Annotated in this window: 26 protein-coding genes; 3 read left to right on the forward strand and 23 right to left on the reverse strand. The window is 53.6% G+C overall.

Translation table 11 applies throughout. The features are described from left to right. Positions 1 to 35 precede the first annotated feature (35 nt). From KGP21_RS17375 to terL, 4 genes are read right to left on the reverse strand one after another with little or no spacing between them, the layout of a single operon-like run. A complete protein-coding gene (locus KGP21_RS17375; protein WP_223535856.1) occupies positions 36 to 572 on the reverse strand; it encodes a phage virion morphogenesis protein in 537 nt (178 codons plus the stop codon). Beyond that, positions 572 to 1,735: a phage minor head protein gene (locus KGP21_RS17380; protein ID WP_223535858.1), complete on the reverse strand. Its 1,164-nt coding sequence runs from the start codon at positions 1,733 to 1,735 to the stop codon at positions 572 to 574. Before KGP21_RS17380 ends, KGP21_RS17375 begins: the two co-directional genes overlap by 1 nt. Further along, positions 1,722 to 3,305, reverse strand: a complete 1,584-nt coding sequence (locus tag KGP21_RS17385) for a DUF935 domain-containing protein (protein ID WP_223499000.1) — start codon at positions 3,303 to 3,305, stop codon at positions 1,722 to 1,724. Before KGP21_RS17385 ends, KGP21_RS17380 begins: the two co-directional genes overlap by 14 nt. Continuing rightward, positions 3,305 to 4,948, reverse strand: a complete 1,644-nt coding sequence (terL, locus tag KGP21_RS17390; protein ID WP_223535860.1) for a phage terminase large subunit — start codon at positions 4,946 to 4,948, stop codon at positions 3,305 to 3,307. Before terL ends, KGP21_RS17385 begins: the two co-directional genes overlap by 1 nt. Positions 4,949 to 5,022: 74 nt before the next feature. Here terL and KGP21_RS17395 point away from each other — a divergent pair, with 74 nt between their 5' ends. Then, positions 5,023 to 5,505: a hypothetical protein gene (locus KGP21_RS17395; RefSeq protein ID WP_223535862.1), complete on the forward strand. Its 483-nt coding sequence runs from the start codon at positions 5,023 to 5,025 to the stop codon at positions 5,503 to 5,505. A 145-nt stretch (positions 5,506 to 5,650) separates the two neighbouring features. Here KGP21_RS17395 and KGP21_RS17400 read toward each other — a convergent pair whose 3' ends face one another. From KGP21_RS17400 to KGP21_RS17455, 12 genes are all read right to left on the reverse strand, one after another. Then, positions 5,651 to 6,151 carry a DUF1804 family protein gene (locus KGP21_RS17400; protein ID WP_223535864.1) on the reverse strand — a complete coding sequence of 167 codons (501 nt, stop codon included), beginning with the start codon at positions 6,149 to 6,151 and terminating at the stop codon, positions 5,651 to 5,653. Between the two features lie 388 nt (positions 6,152 to 6,539). Further along, entirely contained in the window at positions 6,540 to 6,938 is a 399-nt protein-coding gene (locus KGP21_RS17405; RefSeq protein ID WP_223535866.1) for a hypothetical protein, read from the reverse strand. Continuing rightward, the gene (locus KGP21_RS17410; RefSeq protein WP_223535869.1) at positions 6,929 to 7,399 is read right to left on the reverse strand and encodes a lysozyme; all 471 of its coding nucleotides are present in this window, start codon (positions 7,397 to 7,399) and stop codon (positions 6,929 to 6,931) included. The genes KGP21_RS17405 and KGP21_RS17410 overlap by 10 nt, the downstream gene beginning before the upstream one ends. Further along, positions 7,383 to 7,724, reverse strand: a complete 342-nt coding sequence (locus tag KGP21_RS17415; RefSeq protein ID WP_223535871.1) for a phage holin, lambda family — start codon at positions 7,722 to 7,724, stop codon at positions 7,383 to 7,385. Before KGP21_RS17415 ends, KGP21_RS17410 begins: the two co-directional genes overlap by 17 nt. A gap of 126 nt (positions 7,725 to 7,850) precedes the next feature. Then, the gene (locus tag KGP21_RS17420) at positions 7,851 to 8,039 is read right to left on the reverse strand and encodes a hypothetical protein (RefSeq protein ID WP_223535873.1); all 189 of its coding nucleotides are present in this window, start codon (positions 8,037 to 8,039) and stop codon (positions 7,851 to 7,853) included. A 144-nt stretch (positions 8,040 to 8,183) separates the two neighbouring features. Continuing rightward, entirely contained in the window at positions 8,184 to 8,642 is a 459-nt protein-coding gene (locus KGP21_RS17425; protein ID WP_223535875.1) for a mor transcription activator family protein, read from the reverse strand. Continuing rightward, positions 8,620 to 9,045, reverse strand: a complete 426-nt coding sequence (locus KGP21_RS17430) for a gp16 family protein (protein WP_223535877.1) — start codon at positions 9,043 to 9,045, stop codon at positions 8,620 to 8,622. Before KGP21_RS17430 ends, KGP21_RS17425 begins: the two co-directional genes overlap by 23 nt. Beyond that, on the reverse strand, positions 9,029 to 9,310 hold the full coding sequence (locus KGP21_RS17435; RefSeq protein WP_223535880.1) for a DUF4752 family protein: 282 nt from the start codon (positions 9,308 to 9,310) through the stop codon (positions 9,029 to 9,031). Before KGP21_RS17435 ends, KGP21_RS17430 begins: the two co-directional genes overlap by 17 nt. After that, entirely contained in the window at positions 9,310 to 9,681 is a 372-nt protein-coding gene (locus KGP21_RS17440) for a hypothetical protein (protein WP_223535883.1), read from the reverse strand. Before KGP21_RS17440 ends, KGP21_RS17435 begins: the two co-directional genes overlap by 1 nt. Next, positions 9,662 to 10,381: a 3'-5' exonuclease gene (locus tag KGP21_RS17445; RefSeq protein WP_223535885.1), complete on the reverse strand. Its 720-nt coding sequence runs from the start codon at positions 10,379 to 10,381 to the stop codon at positions 9,662 to 9,664. The genes KGP21_RS17440 and KGP21_RS17445 overlap by 20 nt, the downstream gene beginning before the upstream one ends. Then, a complete protein-coding gene (locus KGP21_RS17450) occupies positions 10,363 to 10,581 on the reverse strand; it encodes a hypothetical protein (RefSeq protein WP_223535887.1) in 219 nt (72 codons plus the stop codon). The genes KGP21_RS17445 and KGP21_RS17450 overlap by 19 nt, the downstream gene beginning before the upstream one ends. Then, on the reverse strand, positions 10,574 to 11,293 hold the full coding sequence (locus KGP21_RS17455) for a DUF2786 domain-containing protein (RefSeq protein ID WP_223535889.1): 720 nt from the start codon (positions 11,291 to 11,293) through the stop codon (positions 10,574 to 10,576). Before KGP21_RS17455 ends, KGP21_RS17450 begins: the two co-directional genes overlap by 8 nt. An 87-nt stretch (positions 11,294 to 11,380) precedes the next feature. Between KGP21_RS17455 and KGP21_RS17460 the strand changes: the two genes are divergently transcribed. Then, the gene (locus KGP21_RS17460) at positions 11,381 to 11,617 is read left to right on the forward strand and encodes a hypothetical protein (protein WP_223535891.1); all 237 of its coding nucleotides are present in this window, start codon (positions 11,381 to 11,383) and stop codon (positions 11,615 to 11,617) included. 123 nt (positions 11,618 to 11,740) lie between these two features. Here KGP21_RS17460 and KGP21_RS17465 read toward each other — a convergent pair whose 3' ends face one another. The 7 genes from KGP21_RS17465 to KGP21_RS17495 are packed head-to-tail and all read right to left on the reverse strand — an operon-like array spanning position 11,741 to position 16,267. After that, positions 11,741 to 11,932: a hypothetical protein gene (locus KGP21_RS17465; RefSeq protein WP_223535893.1), complete on the reverse strand. Its 192-nt coding sequence runs from the start codon at positions 11,930 to 11,932 to the stop codon at positions 11,741 to 11,743. Between the two features lie 5 nt (positions 11,933 to 11,937). Further along, positions 11,938 to 12,567 carry a DUF3164 family protein gene (locus tag KGP21_RS17470; RefSeq protein ID WP_223499017.1) on the reverse strand — a complete coding sequence of 210 codons (630 nt, stop codon included), beginning with the start codon at positions 12,565 to 12,567 and terminating at the stop codon, positions 11,938 to 11,940. Beyond that, positions 12,557 to 12,775 carry a hypothetical protein gene (locus KGP21_RS17475; RefSeq protein WP_223535895.1) on the reverse strand — a complete coding sequence of 73 codons (219 nt, stop codon included), beginning with the start codon at positions 12,773 to 12,775 and terminating at the stop codon, positions 12,557 to 12,559. Before KGP21_RS17475 ends, KGP21_RS17470 begins: the two co-directional genes overlap by 11 nt. Before the next feature lie 12 nt (positions 12,776 to 12,787). Further along, positions 12,788 to 13,066: a hypothetical protein gene (locus KGP21_RS17480; protein WP_223535896.1), complete on the reverse strand. Its 279-nt coding sequence runs from the start codon at positions 13,064 to 13,066 to the stop codon at positions 12,788 to 12,790. 19 nt (positions 13,067 to 13,085) lie between these two features. Beyond that, complete coding sequence (locus KGP21_RS17485) at positions 13,086 to 13,973, reverse strand: AAA family ATPase (RefSeq protein WP_223499020.1); 888 nt, start codon at positions 13,971 to 13,973, stop codon at positions 13,086 to 13,088. A gap of 10 nt (positions 13,974 to 13,983) precedes the next feature. Then, on the reverse strand, positions 13,984 to 16,059 hold the full coding sequence (locus tag KGP21_RS17490; protein WP_223535897.1) for a Mu transposase C-terminal domain-containing protein: 2,076 nt from the start codon (positions 16,057 to 16,059) through the stop codon (positions 13,984 to 13,986). Then, positions 16,052 to 16,267, reverse strand: a complete 216-nt coding sequence (locus tag KGP21_RS17495) for a helix-turn-helix domain-containing protein (RefSeq protein ID WP_223535898.1) — start codon at positions 16,265 to 16,267, stop codon at positions 16,052 to 16,054. The genes KGP21_RS17490 and KGP21_RS17495 overlap by 8 nt, the downstream gene beginning before the upstream one ends. Before the next feature lie 230 nt (positions 16,268 to 16,497). Here KGP21_RS17495 and KGP21_RS17500 point away from each other — a divergent pair, with 230 nt between their 5' ends. Then, positions 16,498 to 16,995 (forward strand): DNA-binding protein, encoded by a 498-nt coding sequence (locus tag KGP21_RS17500; protein ID WP_223535900.1) that lies wholly within the window; start codon positions 16,498 to 16,500, stop codon positions 16,993 to 16,995. Positions 16,996 to 17,123 lie beyond the last annotated feature (128 nt).

A 17,123-nucleotide genomic window follows, 5' to 3' on the forward strand; every position in this document is an offset into this window, starting at 1 on the left:
ACGCGTAGCGGGGATTACAGCGCGTTTGTATGCACTTAGTCAATCACTCGGGCAAAATAGCGATTGGCGGTGTCTTCCAGATCAGTAATATCGCTGTCAACAATTTGCAGGAATGGACGCGCTGGCATCTTCACGGTATAGGCACCGACCGTGGCACTTTGCACAAAATTACTGTTACGCTTTTTGACGAACTGGCGGCTGACGCTGCCGTTCTTGTACTGCTTGAAATAGAGATTTTGGCTTTTGGCCGAGTGCTTAATCTCGCCGCCCTCGTTGTGGATCCTCGCGTAGCGAACATTTGTCCCGACCGTGGCGTCGTCATTCGTTACGGCGGCGCGGATACTGGCCGCCAGTCGCCCGGACTTCTGGAGGATTTGTCCGGAACCGCGTTGCCTGGCATAGGCAGGACTCCAGCCCATCCACTTGGGGCGGCCCTCGTGTTGGAAATTGGTTTCCACCACATCGAGCAGGGTGCCCGCCAGCGCCGTCATCAGGTCATGCCGCTGGGTCGTTGAGCGGATGAGTTTTCCCAGCGTGGTGTTATAGGCGGTCAGGTCTATTTTAATGTCCATCATGTCCCCGGGGTGTCCTGCATTGACCAGGCGATCAGCTCGTCACCATCGACAGTGGCCACCGACCAGCGGTCGCCTGATTTCATCGCATAGCGCCAGGCTTTACCGTCCTGCGTGAGTTGCTGCGCGTTCTCGATGGTCTGTTGCATCAGGACGTAATCTGACAGCCTGGGCGGTGCGCCAGTGCTGGCTAACTGCTGCATGACAGTTGCACCGATGTTGACCGCCTGAAACTCGGCGGCGGTCTGCCTGACCTGGGACGGGGAGAGCACGGCGACCGGGTAGTGCTGCTGTTTGTCCAACTGCGTGACGTTCTTCAGGCCCTGTGCAAAATCGGGACCGGTCAGGGAGCCGGTAACGTACTGACGCGCCGACAGGTAATCATACTTTTCCAGTTGCGGCTGATAGGCCACCTTGCCCGGATTGAACCCGAACCCCGGGTCGGCGGTGTAGACGCTGCCATCCGGCATCGTGAGACCCATCGTCTTGATGGTCTTCCCGGGCTGGCAGTATTCTTGCTCAACCTCCACCAGGCGACCTTCGCTGCGCTGAACGTTGAGACCATACTTGTCGACGTCAGACTGCGAGCGGGCGCGTATACGGCAGCGGCAACCGTACCCGTCGGGGGTGTAGAGGAATTCCCAGACCGGGTCGTCTGCGGGGGCGGTGAAACCGTTCAGCGCGGCATGTTTGGGCCGGGTGTGGATGTCCATCACGGCGACGCGCTCAAAATAGGGACGGTCGGCCACGTTGGCCATCTGCTGAACGTAACGGCCTGCGTTATAGCTGGACTGTATGTTGGTGTTGAACAGGGTCTGTAGTCGGCGCGGCGTTAACTGCTTACCCTGGAGTTCCCCGGTATCAGGATCGGCGACCAGTCCTTTCCCCATCCAGCCCTTCGCCTCCAGTACCGGCTGCAGGGTCTTCACAAACTCCTGATAGGTGTCGCCGTTTTTCAGTGCCGAGTGCAACCCGCCCCGGATATCCTGCAACACATCGAGTTTCAGAACGCCCGCGACCGTGAACGCCCGGGCATGGGCCACCGTCTGCACGTCGTGCCAGTTGAAACCGATGGCGTAGCCCTTGCTTTCGAAATAACGGATCGCCTCTTCTGGGGCCAGCGTGTAGGCGTACCCCAGATCAACATCGTCAGCTGTCGGCATTCAGTCGCCCCCAGATATCCGAAACAAAAAGGGCCTGCTCCAGCAACTGCCGCAGTGCTGCATCCGGGAGGGTCGGCCACGCGTGCGCCAGGATGTTCATTGCCTCATCCGCGCTGTGGCCCTGCTGGAGTGCGGCAACCAGTGGGGTCAGTAACGCCTGCATCCCCTGATTAATCGCCTCTGCTGGGAGGTCGGCGCGGTCGATGGCGCGTTGTGCCGGGTCGTCGTCTTCCTTCGCCTGGCTCAACGCGGCCAGGCGCAGGTCCTCACGAATACGGCTGAGGCTGGCGGTGTTATCGCTGACCGCAGGCAGCGCCAGCACCGGCTCGCCATCCTTCGGTGTCGGGATGCCGATTTTTTTGCGGACCCACGACTGCGGGATATCCGGCAGACGGACATCGTTCACCAGCGTGGCCAGGGCCGTGGCCCAGTCTTTAAACGCGATTTCTTCCTGGGTATCGAAGACAAAACGCGGGAGGCGTCGCGTTCTGATATGGCCGTAGCCGTTGAGGGCGGCCATCATCTGGGTGAGGCTTAGAAACATCCCCTCCAACTGACGGGCGTCGGCGGTCAGGATATCGTGGCGGACCTCGTTGTGGACGTTCCCCAGCGCGTTGGTCGAGGTTTTACCGTCGGCCTGGCTAGTCAGCGTACTGCCTAAAATCGCTTTGGAGACGGTACGTTCCGACCAGTCGATCATCGCCATAAAGGGCGTTTCACGCCCGCTCGCCGCACTTTCAAACTTGATTTCATTCCCCTGCGGAATGGCGGCCACGGCCTCATGACCGAGATGGACCAACGCCTGAAGGATTTGGTCGCGGTCTTCGTCGCTGGTCCCCTGAGCGTAGTAGGCAATACGTGCAGGAAGGCCGTAAATCTCCAGGAACTCGGCGAGGTCGCGCAGCGCAAAGTTCTTGAACAGATACGGCCAGACCAACACGCGGAACAGTCCCGACGAGCCGATGAAACCAGACCGGGCATTGTTGCGGTGAACCAGCCAGCCAAACGGCCACAGCGCCGATCCACTTTTCCCCTCCTGATAACTGCCATCGTCGAGACGAATTTCGTCGCCCTGGTCCGGCAAGGTGTTAAACCAGTGGTGAGGGCGCTTGGTCAGCGACTCCGGCAACCAGATGTTATCGACCCGTTCCCACGCCATCTCCTGACAGCTGAAGCCATAGCCGACGGCACTCATGCCGTTGAGGATGACGTCTTCCATATTGGGGATCCCGCCCATCCAATCGGCCACGGCGGCGGTGAGTTTCAACTCCTCAGCGCTGGCATTCAGGGGCGGCTCGATGGACCAGTCCAGCGTTAACAGCGCATTGCGCCGCTTCTCCATCTCGGCGAACAGGTGGCCGTCACGTTCTTCCATATCGCCGAACAGGCACGCCTGAGCGGACAGGTTGCCCTGCTCGGCGGCTTCCAGAATGCGCGGCAGGCGGCGAATATTCAACCCGCGTGACGGGTGATCGGGATAAATGCGCAGGCGCTCCGCCACCTTCACCGTCTGCGCCGTCTTCAGGGCCTCGCGCTGTAACGGTTGCCCGTACCTGTCAACAATGGCCATTACCAGCCCCCTCCTGAACCAAAACGACCATCACGATCACGCGAAGCACCGCGTGGCGTGTGGACCTGAAATTTCGCACTGCGTGAGACCGCAAGCCGCCAGAGCATATCGAGACAGTCCGGGCCGTCGTCGTGGTCTGCCTTCGGGTAGTGTCTGAGCTGGTCAATCAGGGTCTGGTGTGCCGGACTGACACGGATCAGGCCGTTGACCATGTGCGGCTGTAACGACTCGATACGCAGGGCCTTATCTTCCAGCGGAATGACCGGCAGCGCCGGAACCGGGACGCCTAATTTGGCGGAACGTTCAACTAACACGGTGCGTAAAAACTCCTGAAACTGGACCGCCTCAATGGACCAGCAAAGGCAGTGCCATTCGCGCTGGTACTTGATGGTGTCTTCAATAATTTTATCGGGTAAACGGCGACGGATATCGGCCTCCACAACGTCCAGGATCCCGGTGTAGCGATTAAAGCCCCCGACCAGAATGGCGGACGGGTCACGCTTCTTGTTCTTCTTGCCGAGGCTCGGGTCAACCGCGCCATAAAATACCCATTCGTTGAGCCGGTTCACCCAGAAATTGATACAGCCCACGAACAGCGCATCCTCGCCGCTGACCGGGTCGTTCTGGTATTCACTGTCGAAGGTGTCATGACCGTCACGAACGCGGATTTTCATCAGTGCCAGCAGCGGACGCGCCGCCCATGAAACGATCGCGTCCTTCAGCATGGCGGCCTCATTCTCGATGTAATAGCGTTCTGCTTCCTGTACCTGCTTGTTGCGGATCAGTTCTTCCCACTCGTCCCACAACTTCATGTTGGCGGGCCACTGGATCACAGCCTTAAATCGGGCAGTTTTCCACATCGGGTTATCCAGCGTTCGGGAGAGAACGGAATCGTAGTGGAGAATAGTACCGATGTAGACGATATCGGTTTTCCCGCCCGCTTCCCCGAGCGGCATGACGGTCTTCGTTAACCAGTCGTGAAGCTTGTCCCGCTGCTCATGGTTGCGGACCATCTCGTCGTTCTCGATATCGTCCAGGATAACCAGGTCAGGACGGTACGGGCCATGACGCAGACCACGCAGCTTTTTACCGCTACCCGCGACCGTGACTTTGATATTGTTGGCGGTGACAATGGTCCCCATCCGCCAGACGCGTCCCTGGCCACACGCCGCCGGGAAGTCGTTTTTTAAACGTGGGTTAAACTCCAGTTCCGCCTTGATGGCTTCCAGCATCGGATACGCCTGGTCTATCGAGTCCATAATGATGACCGGGTAATGCTTGATAGCCCGAATAAGGGTCCACAAAACGAACAACTGGCTGACCAGCGTCGATTTTGCTTCGCCACGCGGGGCCGCGATGGCGTCGTTCTCACCGTCAGGGCTGGCGATAATCTGCGGCAGTCGCTTGAATAAATACTTGTGCAGTTCACTTTTTGCCGGGTTACGGACGTAGTGCGGGAAATACGTCTCCACAAAATAATCATACCCAGTGACCGGATCGGCCACGGCAGCGCATCGCGCTTTAGTCGCCTGCGGATCGACAGCAAAACCCAGACACTCGGCTTCGATGGTTTGGCGTATGCTGGCGATGTACTCAGCCAGTTCCTGCTGGAACTCCTTGAGCGTCTTTTTTCTCTTGGCCATAAAATTCCTGATTATGCTTAACGTGTAACCCTTTTTTATGTAAGCTTTTTCCTTTCACTTCAAAGGAAATTCAAATGGGTGCCAGACAAATCGAATTACTCGAACGTTTTATTCAGGGGGTGACAGGAAAGCCGCTGTCATCATTTAAGCCTCTTGAGGGAACAGGCTTTGAAGCAAATGCGCTTATCTGGCCGCTGGGTTCTCGTTTTAAAGGCAAAACTACGGACATATCGAATACGATCTATCAGTTTGAATATGAACCGCTGGCAGATCAGGCTATTGAAGATTATGTTTTTAATGATGATCAATGGACTGATTTACCTCTGCCCGTTTTGGCCGTGCTTTATGAGCGATTCACTCAACTAAGTATGCTGTTGAGTGCGCATGAAAAACACGGCACGATGACCGTACTGCCCCCAGAGTTAGGCGAAATTAACAAGGCCAAATTTCTAGCACTGTTCTGGCTTCATGGAATGACGCTCCCTTTTCCAGTAAACGGCCAAGCTCTTTTCGAACGCGGGAAATTGTTTGTGGATCCATCGAGCGGGCCACACTAAAAGCCTTTTCTCGGGCCTGTTCCAACCAGACTGAATTAAGTTTATTCATGATGTAACCCTCTTGCTTTTCATGATCTCCAAGCGTTCACCGACGTTGGTTCTGACAGTAACCGATCACACTTGCGGCGCTTCTTGGGCCGCATAGCTAACGAAACTCATCCTCCAGCACGCTGGCGAACTGTTCCAGGACTTCGACGAACGGCACGTAAAGTGCCGGATTTTTCTTGCTGATAAAGTCGCCCATCTTCTGAACCACCTCCAGCGCCGTAGCCAACCGGTCGGTCTCTGGCAGGATTTTCTTACTGGAAGCCACTGCCTTGCTCAGGCTGTCTGACAGACTGGCCAACAACTCGACGGACTCTTTGGGCGGAATATCGGGGTTTTGGTTTACGAGTTCCAGCGTGGCCTGGCACTTAATCACCAGACTGATCAACACCGTGCGAGCCATGCTCTCCAAACCATCTCCCGCCAACGTGTGCGCCACGCGCAGCTTGTCCCAGTCGTCGCCTTTTTTGGCGGCTGCCGCTTTCCAGCGGCGCACCGTGTCAAACGGGACACTGCACTTGAGGGAGACCATCTCCAGTGATAGCTGGTCAAAGATGTATCCTTTGCGGACTTTGTCCCGTGTGTCCTGTGGCCAGGCCATTAGCGCTCCTTCTGAGCTTCCTCAATCTTGCGTTGGACGTCGCTGGCGTATTCCCCAACAATGACCTCTTTCCCGGTGTCTAATACGAGGGTGGTCCCGGACCTGCCGTTATAGTCGACCCCATAAAAATGGGTGATGCGCTCAACCATGACGCGAACCGGCTCTGCGCTATATCCGTATGACTGAAAACTCATTACTGCCATGCTATTCATACTCTGAGGTTAATAATTTGCACTCAGGCGGAGGGGGTAACGTTTTGCCTGTTTCCCCGCTGGCCCTGAGTTGCTCAATCTGCCGGATCAATGCTTTGTCACAGTTACCCTGGCGTAGGGTCTCCAGCAGCCCGATGTTCCACGTCACCGACTCCCCGTAGGTCAGCCGCCCGGGATTATTTCCCGGAAGCGGAGCCAGCCGGGAGGCGGTCAGGTTCGCGGGCAGCATCTGATAGGGCTGCGGCGCGGGTCTGCTCGGCGTACCGCCACAACCGCTGACCACTAGCATCAGGAACAGACTGGCCCGCGCAGGGTTCCCGGATGATTTGTTGACGGATTTCAATCTGCGTTTTCTCCTGCTTTGCCGTTCCCTGCTGGCTGTATGTCAAACCCTGCTGACCGACAACCTGTTCGCCGTTATGCTGCTTACGGCTGGCAGCCAATGTGTCGGAGAGGGTTTTATTCTCATCCCTGAGCGTCTTCACCGTTGCTTGCGTAGTGAAGTAGCTGTCCACAGCGAAATACCCCACCGTGATCGCCGCCAGTACTAACAGGTCTTTTGTGATTAGCGGCATGGTTTCAGGAACAAATCCCGCTCAGCGGCGCGGCGACGGGTTAAGCCCTTCATGACCTTGCCTGCGGAATTGTTCCACTTCACAAACTCATTCGCAGCCCCCTCATAGTCACCGGCATTGAGCTTGCGTAACAGCGTGCTGTCCCCCAGCCCCTCGGGCACGTCGTCCTCGTCGATATCGCTCCCGACGTTAAAGGCGAAGCTGACCAGCGCGTCGAACTGGTTCTGATTGATCTCGACCTTCACGAGCGTCCTTACATCACGCTCAAATCGAGCCACGTCATCGTTTAACGCCTGTTTAGCCTGCGCCTGAGTCCAGGTTAAGCCGGGTTTAACCTCAGGCCCAGTATGCCCCCAGCCAATCGTCCAGGGCGCTCCCCCTGTCCCCGGGTCGGGATAAGCCGTCAGCGACAGGCCTTCAAATGCTTTAATCAAGGCCAGGCCGTTATTGCTTATTTTCATTTTTCCCGTCCTGAGTGGTCCCATTGATCCGTCGGTTTGCGAGGGTGTTGGCGATATCGCGCAGCTTGTCCGCGCCAATGAAGCCAATGATCCCGCCGACCAGCGCAGCGGCGCTTGATGGCAAGCCAACATGTTCCAGTAGTCCACTGAGGCTGGTCGCAACAATCCCGCACACGATGGCGCTGGTAATGGTGTATTTTTTGGGTTGTCCATCTTTTATGTTCATCATCGACGACACGCCAATAGCCGCCAGACCTGCATAGAGGGCGGGGGCGTTGTCAGCTATCCATTTCAATGAGTCTTCCCAGAATCCCTGATCGCTCATACTTTTCTCGCTTGATGGTTATCGGATGGCAATGCCACGTTAACAAGTAGGGGGATTGTGGAATAAAGTGAGGGGGAGAAACGCTGGAAAGGCTTCAGCGCCCCCTTTTACCGGGGCGCTGATTAATCAGAATGTTGACAGGGAAGGCAGGGTGATGATGGGTTTGTTACACAATGCAGCGGCCTGATTGGCTCTTTCGACAGCCGCCCGCATTTCGCGCTCGGCTGAGGTGACGTCGTCAAGAGAACGTTGTAACAGTGCGGTGTCTAAAACGGTCTCATGCTGTTCTGCCTGCTGGTTAAGCATGGTAGCCATGCTTCTTCATAAACGCAAAACGGCGGCTGGCAGCATCGCTGGCCTGCCGGGATTACGCGTTATATTCGCCCAGTGCGGCATAATTTGTCATGATAAATCTCCGGTGCAAGAGTGAGTCAGTGTCGTCAGAGGGGCGCATGTTCATCAGAACAGCCCGGGTTGCGTCTGTTTATCCTGGTTAAGTCGCTTACTGATTAGCTGCCAGCCGATGCGGTCACTGATCCCGAATTGCGGGCATAATACCGCCATCGCCTGGCGAATTGAAAGACCCGCCTCCTGGCGCTCCGCAACCGCCGCCACAAATCGGGTGTTGCGCAGTTGCCTCAGTGCCGCATCACAACGGGGGATATAAAACTGCGCGGCCCCCAGGTAGGCGATTAATTTCTTCAATTCCTCATCGCTGAGCACCTCACGTAACAGCGAATGAACGCCGCCGGAACGCTCCTGAGCCGCGCCACTTTTAGCCGATAATGTGACACCGCCAAAACGGTCAATCAGCCTAGCTGTCGCGGGATACCCCAGAATGAGCAACAACACTTTGGCCGACTCGGGCAGGAGGTCTTCTGTTCTCGCCAGTTCCTCATGGTTGACGGTGATTTTCATGTTTCCCCCTGCGTTTGGCATCGATAACCAGGGCTTGCATCAGCCTGGTGAGTTCGTCCGTTGTCAACCAGTCCACGCGCTCACGGTTAAACATGTGCTTCGCCATGCTGACCGCATAAGACCACGGACGGCCCGCATCAGCCAGTAGCGCCTCGACCTTGCTTAAAAGGCCTTTGTGACTACTGGCCACCGAGGGGCGACGGCCCTGCTTTTTGGACTGGCGGGGGAACCCTGCCGTGTGCATGTACTCTTTGACAGTCTGGAGTTCCTCCAGACTGCATCGGGTTGCGCTGGTCTTCCCGATCAAGCGCTCAAGCGTCTGGCGATAGGTGGTATCATCCCAGCCCAGGAACGCCTGACCGGCTTTGATAGCCCCAATCAATTTTTTAGCATTCGGTGTCATGTTGTTTTCCTTTTCGCTGGGAAATTTGCAAACACCAACCATCGGATGTTTCCAGGAGCAGAACCTCTCCAGCCTTCAATTCATACGTCGCCAAAATTTGATTGATCGCAGTTTCAACCTTTCCTTTAGGGCTTCTGCCAGTAAAGAGTTTGATGACATTCCAGGTGATCCACGCCCCTGTTTTACTTGCAATATAAAACCAGATAACCACAATCTGACCGGTAATGAACCAATCAGCGGCGGTAAAATTCCCGAGGCTATTCATCAGCCTTCCCCTTGTAAATTGGCGTGACCGGTCACGGCGCTGGTTAAATTCATCGAAAGACAGTCACGGGTAAACCAACAGGCCGCTTCACCTTTGAAGTCACCGTTACAGCCACCAGGCAGAACCTTGCCGCAGCGCTGGCAGCTCCCCAGCGCCTTCTCTTGCCGCTCAAGACGCTGATCGTCACAGAGGATCAGCAGGCTTATATACTCATTGCGGCTGTAGGCAGAGCGCCCCGGGTTTCGGCGTTGGCGGTTTCTCTCCAGCGCTTCGGTCTCTGGCTGAGTCAGTACCAACTCGTGCCTCAGCCCCCCGCTGGCGGCCAGTTTTGCGCGTTGTTCTGCCTTGCGGTCAGTTGCTGACTTGGCCATCTTCTCCTCCTTGATGTTCGGGACGGTTCATCAGGGCCATGTGCTTCAGCGCATCTTGTGCCTTCTGGAATCTAAGGGCGTAGTCGGTGGCGATGGCTTCCAACTCCTTGATACGCCGAGCGGCACGGCTTGATGATGGAAGGGCGCTATAGGCGGCATGAGCAACTTTCACCTGATGCAGGGCATCGGCCAGCGCATTATGCTTCTCACCGGCAAACGGGATCGCTTTTACATCAATTCCAGACAGGCGCACCAGGGTGCGCAGGTCTGCAACATCCCAAAACTTCCAGGGGTAGATGTCGTCGCCCTTGGCGTCAACCATTGGATCGACGCGGTCAAACCATCCTTCAAGAATACTGATGTCAAAGACCGAACCATTACCCCACGGGATACAGCGACCACCACCGGAGTTATGCAGGAAAGCCCGCAACTCAGACGCAACACTGACAGGGGAGCGCTTACCGTTAAACGCTTCGTCGCGAGCTTCTGCACTCTGTTTACCCCACCATTCCAGGGTGCTTATTTCTGGCAAACCATAGGCGAGAGCCGCGTCATAACCCATTCGCTCGTAGAAGGTTTCGCCCACATTACCGGTCTGTAGATCAAACGCTACGGCGGCGATGGAAAGCACTGGACACCCGCGCTTTTTACCCAAGGTCTCGATATCGATCATGATGTTGGTCATTTGGCTAATCTCCATTTGGTTTTGTAGCGCTCGATGGCGGCCTTCATTTCCTGTTTCACCGCCCCTTTGTGGATGGCATAACCCCGAATGTCGTAAAACCTGAACCGTGCCTTCCCTGGATACTCAGGGACTTCCACTGCGGTGGAGAGATTGCTCATGGTGTAAACGCAGGTCTTGCCGTTATCGCGATATTCGCAACCCTTAACGTTAAGCATGTTGACCTCCGATCAATTTGGTTTCGTTGGTCGCACCATTAACAGCATGATTCAGCTGCGCCTGACGCCCAGCAACAAAACCGGCGACGCTGGCCTCATTGCTGCGGCTGCACTCGCGAGCCTCTCTGTAGGCGCTTGTTTTCATCGTGCCAGAGTCCATCTGCCGCTGCTTATAAGCAGCCATTAACGTGGTCTCTGACTCTGTCGGGGCCAGTTCAGCCACAATCTGATAGACCCCGTTAGCCCAACCTTCGCAGAACAGATCTGCCCGGGCGATTTTGGTGGCAGGCTTGGTGTTCTTGTGGATCTTTGCGATAAAATTTTTACGGGCTGCTGTCATTTGCCTGGCTAAAACATCAAAGGCATAGGCGGCAATCTGGGGACGACTGTCAGGCCCGTAGAACGTCACGACCCGGTGGGGTGTTCCGTACTTACCATAGCGCCAGTCAAACATGGCCTGAACACCGAAAGCACGATTGATCACCTCTACCAGCCAGCCCAGATATTTAGGCGGTGTCTGCGCATTGCTGGGAGAACCTTTGGTGCTTGCTTCGCTGATATCGATAAACTCCGCTTCAGACTCACTGACGCCGTGCTGCTTCATCAGGTTTTGCGCCTGACGCAGCGCGGCGGCGGCTTCATTGGAATTAGTCGCTTTACGTGCCAAATTGAGAAGCTTTTTAATTTTTGCTAAATACTTTTCTTTATTCATAAATAACTCCCGAAATTAGTTGATCAATTTCAATTGGTTACATGTAATAATGGTTAAGCCCATTTCGGCATAACACTTGAGGTAAATATGTTTGACGACAAAAAAACCATCGTTGACGCCATTGTCGCCAGTCAGGGGGCATGGAACATACTCATCGGTGAACTTATCGACCAGATGGCATTTGATCCCCATAAACTGGGTAAACACCTGAGGGGTGTTCAGGCCGACCTTCACAAGACTGGGCGTCCTGACATGGCTGTGGCGCTTGATGTGTACACTGCAATTGCTGATACATGGAGTCAGAAGACCTCACCATCTGATTAGCAACATCGCGAATGGATTGTTCAGAAATGATAGTTTTCATAATTTAATTCCTCGTAATTTGGCGTAAGTCAGCCCCGGCGGGTTTACGCCAATATTTACATAACGATTTAATAAACCATTAAATCAGTGTGCGGGAGTCAGTGTTTCCACTTTGACGAAATAAGGCTCCCGGTTTATTTCCACTACGCAACCACATTTGAAATCACGAGCCACGTCTACCGTTCTGACCACGGTGCCACCACACGGATCAGGATGTACCTGGTGGATGAATGCGGCCCCGACTGAGTGCGCCTGGTTAAATTTTGCGGCGTTCATGGCGTTTACACCCCTGAAATATCCAAAGAAATTGGCACGTATTTATCGGAATCTCCGACACGTTCATAGAGACGGATATAGCTTTTACTGCTGATAACCTGGACAGCCTCTGCAAGCGCATCCATTGCCCGCAACCAGCGAGGGTCGGTAATATCATGGCGACGGAGTTGTAACACGCGACCAGGGTTGATCTCGCCCTCCTTATCGGTAGAGAATGCCCGATCAATGATGGCTAGCAGCTCCGGACGGGCGTCCTTCGTCCACTCAGCCACACAAGCATCAATCAACTCCTTGGCGGCCTGAATACGCTCATCAAAGGCGATGCGGTCTTGCATGGCCCGCTGCACTCTGAATCGACCATCATAGCTGTACAGGGTGACATTGCCTTTTTTACCGCCAATAGTGGCCCCGTACTGTTCCGCAGAGAGGTCAACCAGTGCCTGAATGTCAGCAAATGTATCCTGTTTAAAATCACGCAGCGCCTCTTGCAACGGTTTGGCGCGTTCCACAATGGCCTTGACCAGGGCATCACGTTCTTTATCTACCGGTTTAACCAGGCTTTCAGGCGTCAGTACGCCGCGAGCATCTTTCCAGTAACCGTCTGGAATGGTGTTTTCAGGGGCATTAGTGGACATTGTCATTACTCCTATTGATATGAATGGTTTTACAAACATCTTCCCCGGAATTTTTATAACCGGGCTGATTACTTAATGCGCCAACGATGGTGTTATAAATAAACTTGGCTTGTCCTGACTCTGCTGTAGTGCATGGACCTTCAGCATAACTATTCGTATTAACGCCAGTTTTATTTTCCTGGATGGTTATCTTTAAAATAATAGTCATTGCATCCTGTCTTTAGTGAATCGACTCAGACCAGACGACCCTACAGCCGCCCGACGTAAACTGCCCTTGACGGTAACGCCCCTCAGCTGAGTAACCTAATTCATGATAAACAGCTCGACCACTATGGATCTGCTGATCGCAATAACCGCAGGGCTGAACCCGGATCACCGGTTTATTGCTAGCCAGTGTGATCGATTTCACGGTCACGCCCTGAATGCTGAGTGCCTTAACGACATTGCTGGCACGTTCCATTAACTCGACCAACTCTTCATTTTTTAAGCCGTTAAACATGACTATCACCTCAAAAAAGTCAGTTGATTAGCATCTCCGAGAACTTACGGACAGCCCCAGCGTCAACATGCTCGCCACTCAGCAGGCTGTAGCGATTGACGCCGCGCAGCAGCTTAAACAAGCGGCGGGCGTTGCCCTTGCAGGCAGAGAACAGTGCATCACTGACCGCTGAGTCCTTGGCATCTTCGAGGACACTCGTTGCTATGGAGTCAATGTCTTCACGTGGTAGAACGTCGCCCAGCGGCAGCGCAAAACCAACGCGGCTATAAAGCTGCTTATACTCGCCGCGTTTACCTTTGAGGTTAATAATCAGGCGGGGCATCCCTGCCAGTACAACGCCGATCCCGGCTTTGTCGTGGATGCGTCGAATGGTTTCGAGCGCACGATGTGGCAGGTTCTCCGCCTCATCAATCAGCAAAATACGCCCGGAGTCTTTAAGCGCCACAATGATGGCCTCGCTCAGCTCGTGCATGTTGCCGCGCTTGTTCAGGCCCAGACGGGCACACAGTTCCTCAAGCACAACGCGGGCGGTATAGCCCGGATCCGCTTCAAGCAAAAGGGCTGTGCGGTTATCGGCGGCATACTGACGCATCACCATGGTTTTCCCCATCCCTGCATCGCCATAAATAACGTTGATATCGCCGTCCAGGTGGGCCATACGAATAACCTCAAGGCATTTGCTGGCGGTATAGGTACGAATAAAAGAAACTGTTAATTTTTGGCTCTTTTCCTTTTCGGCTTCTCTAGCAATCAATGCAACGATATCCAGCTCAAGGGTTTTAACGTCGCCGTTATATTTCCCCTGTAAATACTGATTAAGCGTGGCCGGACTTTTACCCAACGCGCGGGCGACTTGTGTCTGTGACCAGTTACGACGGGCCATTAATTCGGATAATTGAGCAATCATAGTTACCTCGTTATTCATGGTGTGTGCCGGTCTTCTTTAAATGCTGTTCCCGGTCAACTTCTAAAAAATGGTAATCGTGCTGTTCTGCCTGCTGTATCTCCCCCTGGAGAAGCATCCCAAAGTCGGGCATTGGTTTATGCTCAATGACCGGGGTAGCCTGTTCAATGACACGCTGTTTTTTCTTGTCCAGCAGAGCCACCTGACGCTTGGCACGCTCCTGAATACCCTGAGCCATTTTAGTTTCAGGAACTGCGGCGTTTGTATTGCCGTTCCAGATAGCCTTACAAATATAAGAACCGTCCATCCTGCGGATAATGACTTCTTGAGCGTTGCGCGGGTCATAAGCGACACGGACTTCAACGCCATCAAAATCAGCCAGAGCATGGGAGAAATAGCGGTTATTGCTGAGGCGGATCCAGCCACGGTCAACGGTGCGTTTTTCTTCCGGCATGAACATCTCGCGCAGTTCCACTTCGGTCAGATACTCGATTTCGTCGCCCTCCGTGGCCAGAACCGCTTCGCGGTAACGGGCCGGGGTCAAGTGCTTGCTGTTGTACTTGGGCAGCTCACTGTGTTCGTGGCTGTTGTTGTAACGGTCGATTTCCTCCTGGATGATTGCCAGCACATCCTCCCATTCAGGCACCGCTTCTGTTGCCCGCCGTTGGCGGACGTTAAGTGGCTTACCCTGGCTCTGTGCGTTCTCGGCTGACTCAACCGCCACCATCAGACGGCGGAGGTTGTCACGATCTGCGCCGCGTCCATTAAATGTCGGTACACGCTGAGCGATAGCGTATGGAATGACGCCGTTCAGCCGCTCGATGATGCCACGAGCCTGCGGGTTACCGGGAATACCGGTCATGTGCTCGATCCCCATGCGAGGGAAAATACCGGTTGTTTCCGCGTCCAGCGTCTTGTTTTTCTGGCCTGAACCATTATCCGTATAGACAAACAACGGTTTACCATAGCGTTGTATGCCATAGCGGTACGCCTCAGAAACGCCGCGCACGTTCTCGGAATAGGACAGGCTCCAGCCCACAACAAAACGTGAACGACCATCAATAACCAGCGTCAACTCCGGGGTAAATGCTGCTTTGCTGATAGGGTGCTTCACTTTCATATCCAGTGATTTCCCATCGCAAATCCAGCAGCCATTAACCGGCATAGAGGACCAGTCACGGCGGCTGTAAACTTCCAGCGCACGGGCAGCGGAACCTGTGACACGACCGCGTAAGCGTTCGCGTTTCGGGAGTTTTTTCATCACCCGACAGATGGCGTCATATGACGGCATTACAGCCAGCATGGCGGGCTGGTCGTGAAATTCGTGTTTCCAGTCAGCCTCGAAATCACGGTAGCAAAAACGCATGGTTGGCCCGTTGGGGCTGCGCCAGTACGCCAGGAAGCGCGGCAACCAACTGACGTCCTCCGGCTTCTTCGCTTTATGGTGACCGGGTGCCAACATGGCCAGGCGTTTTTCGGTGTCGTTAACCGTCAGCAGATACACGGAATACCATTCCTGCAAACTGCTACGGCTGACGCCCAGGCGTTTACCTTTGCGAGCGTTCGCCAGTTCAGCCATTTGCATCAGTGGCCCCGGCAGTGTTCCGGCGCGGGAACCGTCGACAATGTAATTGACAGCAGCGAGACGACTCAGACCAGCTTGGTCATAAAGTTTTAACACCTCCAGTGCCAGCGCCGAACGTGCATCTGCCACGGCTTTTTGCTTGTCGGTCAACTGGCTGACCTCACGCTCCAGCAGGGCCGGGCACTGGTTCAGTATGTCGAGTTCTTCACGAGGTTTAATACCTGCCTTACGTTCTGCCGGGACAGTAACAGCCACGGGGGAATTGCTAGCCACTTCGAAAACCTGTTGATAATGGCGTCTGCGGATCTCGTTTTGCCAATCAACAGGCAGTGAATCAATTGAATATTCGTATTCAATGCCTTTTCCTAAGCGGCCAGTAGATTTATTTCTACGAACCCACCCCTCTTTTATAGCTTTACGGGCTATAGAGCTTGGACTGCTAGGAGTTTGCTTCAAAGCAATCAACTGCTTAGCGGTTACCCAGCTAACTTGAATATTATTCATAACGTTCTGGCCATATATCTTCAGGTTTGAGATTCAGTTCGCTAGCAATCCATAGCTCCCCGTTCGGATAAGGCTTGTCCAACGCGTTTTTTACTGTGCTGCTAGACCTGCCATGCTTACGTCCAATTTCTGCGAGAGAAATTTTTTTCTTGCGCAAAGCACAGAGAATGTCTTCTCGATGCCAGTTGGTTCTTTTCTTCATCGTCATTTAATGCAATCCTAAAGAATTAACTCGTGAGCTACCTTAAAGAGTAGTCCAACAGCTACGAATGTGAGTATGTATGGATTGCATAAGGATTGCAAGTATTGCAATCCTTATATTTGCGGCTCTAGCGAGGGTTTTCTATCTATCTATATGATAGATAATGAAATGTTTTTTTTGGATTGCGTGCATTAAAGAATTGCAAAAACGCAATCCTAACCAGCGGAATGAATTGCATGAAACGATGGTTATCTATTGACGAATTGATCGCTCTTTCCTTGCCAGGGCTGCCATCAGAGCGAAGCGCCTTATCAAGGAAGGCTAACAAGGAAAATTGGGAGAAACGTAAACGAGATACAGGCAAGCGTGGTGTAACTTATGAGTATCTAATCACCTCATTACCCACGCACTCCCAAGCAGTATTAACTCAGACCACTGATATAGTCGAACCTGAGCCATCAAATGTACTCAGTCAGGATAGTCAGAAGGTTCTGCTGCAAAGAATGCTTGGTTCCCTTACAGAGGATGAGGCTGAAGCCTTAAATCAGGTGCTGGTTAGGAAAGGTGTTGAGTTTATTTTACTTCTTCTTAACGACGTTAACCTACAGTTATTACAGCTATCAAGTGAGGAGAAAGAGCGTGCTTTAAGACTGATTACACAGATTAGAGAGGGGGCATCTAGCGATAGTGAAGGAAAAGAGCTAAGCAACCCTGCACATAAGCAAGCAAGTTAAAGTTCCTCAGTTAACCATCTATGCTTTACATCAGGGGGGAACTAGTTGGAATTTTGAGCTACTGATAAAACCCATTTAAACGACGTTTAAAGTGATGCTTTACACGTTCACAATAGTCCATAATTAAC

The organism is Serratia sp. JSRIV004 (assembly GCF_019968705.1).
Taxonomy (GTDB): Bacteria; Pseudomonadota; Gammaproteobacteria; order Enterobacterales; family Enterobacteriaceae; genus Chania; species Chania fonticola_B.